The 5,877-nt window shown below is 68.7% G+C and carries 7 protein-coding genes; 5 read left to right on the top strand and 2 right to left on the bottom strand.

Going from position 1 to position 5,877, the window contains the following annotated elements:
• On the top strand, window positions 1–629 hold a 629-nt coding region (locus tag D7X12_RS38495), incomplete at its 5' end, for a helix-hairpin-helix domain-containing protein (protein WP_500683240.1).
• Window positions 630–634: 5 nt separating this feature from the next.
• Here the strand turns inward: D7X12_RS38495 and D7X12_RS38490 are convergent.
• Entirely contained in the window at window positions 635–1,150 is a 516-nt protein-coding gene (locus D7X12_RS38490) for a hypothetical protein (protein WP_120630140.1), read from the bottom strand.
• 903 nt (window positions 1,151–2,053) lie between these two features.
• Between D7X12_RS38490 and D7X12_RS43880 the strand changes: the two genes are divergently transcribed.
• From D7X12_RS43880 to D7X12_RS38470, 3 genes are all read left to right on the top strand, one after another.
• On the top strand, window positions 2,054–2,554 hold the full coding sequence (locus D7X12_RS43880; RefSeq protein ID WP_208719562.1) for a hypothetical protein: 501 nt from the start codon (window positions 2,054–2,056) through the stop codon (window positions 2,552–2,554).
• A 44-nt stretch (window positions 2,555–2,598) separates the two neighbouring features.
• Window positions 2,599–3,228: a hypothetical protein gene (locus D7X12_RS38475; RefSeq protein WP_208719560.1), complete on the top strand. Its 630-nt coding sequence runs from the start codon at window positions 2,599–2,601 to the stop codon at window positions 3,226–3,228.
• A gap of 188 nt (window positions 3,229–3,416) precedes the next feature.
• Entirely contained in the window at window positions 3,417–3,698 is a 282-nt protein-coding gene (locus D7X12_RS38470; RefSeq protein WP_167509118.1) for a hypothetical protein, read from the top strand.
• A 91-nt stretch (window positions 3,699–3,789) separates the two neighbouring features.
• Here D7X12_RS38470 and D7X12_RS38465 read toward each other — a convergent pair whose 3' ends face one another.
• A complete protein-coding gene (locus D7X12_RS38465; RefSeq protein WP_120630138.1) occupies window positions 3,790–5,451 on the bottom strand; it encodes an acyl-CoA dehydrogenase family protein in 1,662 nt (553 codons plus the stop codon).
• Window positions 5,452–5,517: 66 nt separating this feature from the next.
• On the opposite strand from D7X12_RS38465, the gene D7X12_RS43875 reads away from it, so the two are divergent.
• Window positions 5,518–5,862, top strand: a complete 345-nt coding sequence (locus D7X12_RS43875; protein ID WP_158620207.1) for a hypothetical protein — start codon at window positions 5,518–5,520, stop codon at window positions 5,860–5,862.
• Window positions 5,863–5,877: the final 15 nt, after the last annotated feature.

Genomic DNA, 5,877 nt, shown 5'->3' with positions numbered 1-5,877 from the left:
CAGAGTCCGCGGGGCGGGCGGTGGCGGCGTGCCGCAACGGGGACTACGCGAGCGTGGGGGACCTGGCGCGCCGGGCGCGCATTCCCAGACACGAGCTGACGCGGCTGGCGCTGGCGGGAGCGCTGAGCTCGTTGTGTGGCGCGAGGCGGCAGGCGCTGTGGGAGATCCAGGCGTTGGGGCCGCTGGACGCGGACGACCTGTTCTTCGGCATGGCGATGGACGGCACGGCGGTGGAGTTGCCGCCCATGGGCGTCTACGAGCGGGTCTGCGCGGATTACGACACGGTGGGGCTGTCGCTGGAGAAGCACCCGCTGGAGTTGTTGCGGCCGACGTTGAAGCGGATGGGGGCGGTGACGGCGGAGGGGCTGAAGCAGGTGTCCGCGGGGCGCCGGGTGAAGGTGGGGGGGATGATGATCTGCCGGCAGATGCCGCCGACGGCGAAGGGGATCTGCTTCATCTCGCTGGAGGACGAGACGGGGATCGCGAACCTGGTCGTCCCCTCGGACGTGTACGCGCAGTGCCGCAAGGAGATCCACGGCGCGCTGTTCCTGGTGGGGGAGGGGATGCTGGAGCGCTCGGGGAAGGTGACGAACGTGAAGACGCGCAGCGTGGTGTCGGTGCGGCAGTGAGGTGCTCAGCCGGCGTCGGGCTGATCCGCGATCCTGGTGATGCGGACTGTCGTGGTGGCGGCCGGGGTTGGAGGCTTCGGATGGAAGGTGAGGGTGAGGTCGATGCAGTCCGGGCCCCGCTTGCCGTTGAGGCGTTCGTCGAACAGCGGGAATTCGATCTCGCCCCCGAACCAGTATCCAGGGTCCAGCTTCAGGAAGTCCTCTTCACGGGCTGGGGGAGGGAAGCGGTCCGCGACCAGGAACTCCACGGGCTGTGCCGTCGCGCAGTCCTGGACCGCGGTGACTTCCAGGGAGCTGTTCTCGATGAGCCGCCGATCCAACGAGAGGGGCCCCGCTTCAGTTCCCACCAGGATGCGTCCGGAGAGGGAGCCTCCGTCGTAATGGGGGGATTGGAGCTCGATGAGGGGACGCGCGGCGGGCATCGCCTCAGGCGTGTCCTGCGGAGGGACGACGCGACGACACCCGGGAATGGAGAGCAGTGCCGTCACGAAGGAAGCGAGGACGATGTGCCTCATCTGCATCGGAGTTCTCCACTGTCGCCGGGGACACCGTGGCCATCGCCATGATTCCACCCGCAGGAGTGTGCCAGTTCGTGGACCATCGTCTGCGCTCGGCACCTGTCGGACATGGGCAGTTCGCACCAGTAGATTTCTTCCTTGGGCTGGTGGCAGGTCTGCGCGCCCCGGAAGACGAATCCGCCGATGTCGCCCCCGCGCTTCTTTCCATCATCCCGGCATTTCTGCTGGATGTAGTCACTGCACTTCACCAGCACACCGCTGCACTGGAGCTGGATGCACTCGCGGAGGCAGGTGTCATCGACGCTCTCCGCCGAAGCTCGACATTCCTCGACCGTCGGAACCGCACGGCACTGGGTCTGCCGCATGGGGGTTCCGGGTGCCTTCGTGGCCGTGCACGCCGCTAGCAGCAACAGTCCGGCGACCGCGATTCGATGAGAAGGGGGATCCGAGCGCAAGAAGTGGCTCCATGCCTCGAGTGGGGTGTCGGTGCGGCAATAGGCTGCTGCTACATCTGCACGTCTGTTCCCGTGAAGGCAGCAACGGATCCGCCAAGCATACCCGGGGGGGCATGGAAGAACCCGTATTGCTGGCGATATAGGTGGCGTCCGTCGGGAGTGTAGTAGCGTGGATCAGAACGGGAGGGTTCTCCAAGTGCGCAACAGTCTTCGATGGTTGGGGTCGCTGCTCGATCGCGTGGGCCTCACGGATGTGGTGGAGGAGGCCAGCGATTGGGTGCGGTACTACGCACAGGGGAAGCCGCCCACGAGTGAGCCTCAGCCGACCCGGGTTTCCCGGCCGGTGCACTCAGAACCCCCGCGCGCCTCCGCGCACGAGGTCGTCGCTCCCGCGACAGTGTCAGAACGAAACATCAACGCGACAGTGGTAGAGATTCCCTTCGAGGGGCGTATGGAACTGGCGACTGCGGCACGTCGGAAGACGGCGCCCAAGGCGAAGAAGAGCGTGGGCAAGGCTGCTGCTGCCCGGAAGAAGACGGCACCCGCGGCGAAGAAGGCGGCGGCCAAGAAGGCGCCCGCGAAGAAGGCCGCGGCCCGGAAGGCCCCTGCCGCGAAGAAGTCCGCGGCACAGCCCGCGAGCGAGGACGCGGTGTCGGTGCTGGAAGCCGCCCTGCGAAGCCACGCGCGCCAGAAGGACCTGGTCTCCGCCGGCAAGGAGAAGGACCAGCTCCTGCGCTCGCTGATCCCGCTGTACCTGGCGAAGTCCCTGGACGTGGAGATCACGTCGGGCACGACGTCGCGCTTCTGGAGCGGGCTGGGCGTGACGTACGCCGCGCCGAACGCCGCCAAGGCGCTGCGCCTGCACGCCGGCTACGCGCAGGACACCAAGAAGGGCAAGGCCATCACGGCCAAGGGCGTCCGGTACGTGGAAGACGCCCTCAAGCAGGGCTGAGCCCGTCGCACGGCTCGCGTCCCCAGGAGCCATCCAGGCGCGGCATGTCTCGACTCGTGGCCAGCGTGCTCGTGGGGACGCTGGTCGCCTGCGCGGGCGCGAAACGCTACTACTTGAACGAGGAGCTGCGCCGCAGGGAGGGCAATTCCTTCCTCGCGGTAGCTCCGGGCCCATGGCCGGACGTTCCCGTGGTCATCGAAGACGGGTCCCAGGTTCCTGATGATCTTGTCCTGACCACGCTGTCTTCGCTCTTGGGGCTTCCTGGCGCCGCGGATGCCTGTGAGTCGTCAACCGGTCGGCCCCGAGCGGACGCTACCGAGTACTGCGTCGCCCTCTATCGAACGCCCAGGGACTGGCGTGTTTCCTGGCCCGTGCGCAACGTCCTGGGCGCGGCGAAATCGTGCTGGCCTCCGTTTGGCGGGGGCGATGATGCGGAGTTTGGCGATGACCTGCCTGTCTTTGGTTACGCGCATAACCATCCCTGCGGCGCGGGTGCGAGCAGCCAGGACCTCGAAAGCTGGCCCCGCTTGAAGGTCGGCGAAGAAGGCTGGGTGCTGGTTGCGTACGCTGCCACCCCCAGCGGAAGGCTTGCCCGGGACTCCCAGGGGAAGCCCATTCCGGCCTGGGGATGGCTCGCCACGGGACATCGGGATGCGCCGCGTTTCTACAGATGATGCTCCATCCAATTCTGGTGTTGGTGACACTCCTCGCAGACGCGGGAACGCCCCCAGCGCCTCAAAGCTCTCCGAAGCCAGATGCGGGTGTTCCCATCCTGACGCGTGCCTCTCCTGCCGCAGATGCGGGGACAGGCTCCAAGAACGGAGCTGTGTCTGCCTTTGAATGGCCAGAGGACGTACAACCCATGGCGACTCTGGATGGCCCCGCCATCCTGGCGTCCTACGCCGCCCTCCAGGATGTCGTGAGCCGCTTCCCGAAGTCCCGACAGGGCGAGTGCATCTTCACCGCACGGGCCTTGGAAGTGGTCGTGGGGAAGGGGAAGGGCGTCTACATCGTTCGCGTGAATCGACGTGTCGACCAATGCGAGGGAATCGGTCCCGGTGGGAACTTCGAGTTCGATTGGTTCGAACTCTACGCCGTCTCCCCCGAGGGAAAGATCATCGAGCGGTATCCATACGCTCCCTGATGCGCAGGGGGGGCTGCGCCCAGCCCTGCTGCGCTGGAAGCGAACCAGGAATGCGCGGGTTGTCCCGCGCCCAGTCCGCCTGCCGTGCGCTTCACCCCAGCAGCCGCGAATCATCCAGGTCCACCTCATCCTGGATGAGGTCCACGCCGTTCTGCCGGAACCGCCGCGCCGCCGCGCGGGTGCGCGGGCCGTGCCCGTGGTCCAGGCACCACTGCGCGTGCTCGCTCAGGAGCGCCAGCTCCAGCGTGCGCCCCAGCGTCAGCGAGAACCGCCGCGCCCCGGCCTCCATCGTCGTCGGGTTCGCCATCGCGCCGGCCACCCAGGTCCGCGCGTGCTCCAGCGCGTCCTGCGCCGTCCGCACGCACGGGCGCAGGCCCACGTCCGTCACCTTCGCGAGCCGGGTCTCCACCTCGTGGAAGTACGCCTCCAGCGTGCCTTCCTTCGCCAGCGCGCGCAGCGCGTCCAGGGACAGCACGTTCGTCGTGCCCTCCCAGATGGACAGCACCTGCGCGTCCGCCTGGATGCGCGGCAGGCCCGTGTCCTCCACGTAGCCCGCGCCGCCGAAGGACTCCGTCACCTCCGACGTCACGTGCACCACCTGCCGGCCCGTCGTCAGCTTCGCCAGCGGCGTCACCAGCCGCTGCAAGAGCTGCTCCTGCTCCGTCGCCGTGCGAGTCTCCAGCTTGCCCAGGAGCTCCACCCCGCGGAACGCCAGCAGGAAGCCCGCCTGGAACTCCGCCTCCAGCCCCGCCAGCGTGTCCACGTGCAGCGGCTTCTCCGACAGCGGCGCGCCGAACTGCACCCGGCGTTTTGCATAATCATGCGCCAGCGCCAGCGCGCGCCGCATGCTCCACGTCGCGCCCATCGCGTTCCAGGTGCGCGTCACGTTGAGCATCATCGCCATGTTGCGGATGCCATCCGTCAGCCCCGCCACCGGCGTCGCCAGCGTGCCGTCCAGCGTCAGCTCCGCCGTGGGCACCTTGCGCGTCCCCAGCTTGTCCTTCAGCCGGTTGATCTGGATGTGATTGAGCCTGCCCGCCGCGTCCCGCGTCTCCACGAAGAAGAGCGCCAGGCCCTTGCCTCCGGGGCCGTTGCCCTGGGGCCGCGCCAGCGTCAGCGCCATCTGCGCCGTCGTCGCGGACGTGAACCACTTCGTGCCGTGCAGCCGCCAGCCCTCGGGGGAGTTACGCGCCTCCGTCAGCGTCAGCCCCACGTCCGAGCCGCCCGTGCGCTCCGTCATCCACTGCCCGGAGGTCCAGAACGTCGCCGGGTCGCGCGACGTCAGGTGGTGCAGGGCGTGGTCGATGAGCGCCTGGTTGCCCAGCGACAGCAGCGAGCGCGCCGCGCCGTCCGTCATCGCCAGCGGACACGAATAGACATCCAGCGACGGCTGCACCAGGTAGTTCAGCGCGAACTGGTGCACGCGGCTGAGCGCGCCACTCTTCTGCTCGTAGGCCACCGCCACCAGCCCCTTGCGCGCCGTCAGCGCCTCCGCCTCCTTCCACAGCGGCGTCACCTCGATGTGGTCGATGCGCTGCCCCCACGCATCCCACTGCGTCAGCACCGGCTCGTTCAGCCGGTCGCGGAGCTGGAATTCGTAGAAGTGCTTGCCGCCCAGCTCTCCCAGCTCCCGGAAGTCGTCGGTGAGCGGCCGCAGGACGTCCTCCGGCAGGGTGCGGGCCAGATATCCCCGCAGGAACGCGTCGTCGTCGTACTGGTTGCCAAGACCGGGGGGCGCCTGGAAGAAGCTCATGCCCCGAAGTTAACACCCCGGCCCGGGGCGGTGGAGTAGGCTGGCCGCCCCTCTGCCGGAGCCGTGATGACCGACTTCTTCCGCAGGACCCCTCCTGGCGCGGGTCCGTCCTCCCAGGACGACGAGCAGGACCCGAACCGCAGCATCACCCCCCTGGAGACGCCGGCCATCGCGCCGAACCCGGTCCTGGCTCCGCCGCCGCGCCCGCGCTCTCCCACCACCACCGCGCTGCCCGTCTCGCAGCCGCCGCCGGAAGCACCCGCAAGGCCCCGGCCGCCTCCGCCAGCGGCCCCGCTGCCGTCCGTCATCTTCGACCCGATGCCGCGCCCCCGCGCGGGCAGGTCCACGCGCAGCGGCGGTTCCACCGGGGCGCCCACCTCCGCGGTGAACTCGCCCGCGCCCTCCGGGTAGAAGCCCGCGTGCGCG

The organism is Corallococcus sicarius, from assembly GCF_003611735.1.
In the GTDB taxonomy this organism is placed as follows: domain Bacteria; phylum Myxococcota; class Myxococcia; order Myxococcales; family Myxococcaceae; genus Corallococcus; species Corallococcus sicarius.
Note: the sequence above shows the minus strand (reverse complement) of the source record. Positions and strands in the feature narration are given on the sequence as shown.

Bases quoted from the DNA above. Each gene is read 5' to 3' on its own strand.
- D7X12_RS38490 (WP_120630140.1), bottom strand. From the start codon at position 1,150: ATGCAGATGAGGCACATCGTCCTCGCTTCCTTCGTGACGGCACTGCTC.
- D7X12_RS43880 (WP_208719562.1), top strand. From the start codon at position 2,054: ATGGAACTGGCGACTGCGGCACGTCGGAAGACGGCGCCCAAGGCGAAG.
- D7X12_RS38475 (WP_208719560.1), top strand. From the start codon at position 2,599: ATGTCTCGACTCGTGGCCAGCGTGCTCGTGGGGACGCTGGTCGCCTGC.
- D7X12_RS38470 (WP_167509118.1), top strand. From the start codon at position 3,417: ATGGCGACTCTGGATGGCCCCGCCATCCTGGCGTCCTACGCCGCCCTC.
- D7X12_RS38465 (WP_120630138.1), bottom strand. From the start codon at position 5,451: ATGAGCTTCTTCCAGGCGCCCCCCGGTCTTGGCAACCAGTACGACGAC.
- D7X12_RS43875 (WP_158620207.1), top strand. From the start codon at position 5,518: ATGACCGACTTCTTCCGCAGGACCCCTCCTGGCGCGGGTCCGTCCTCC.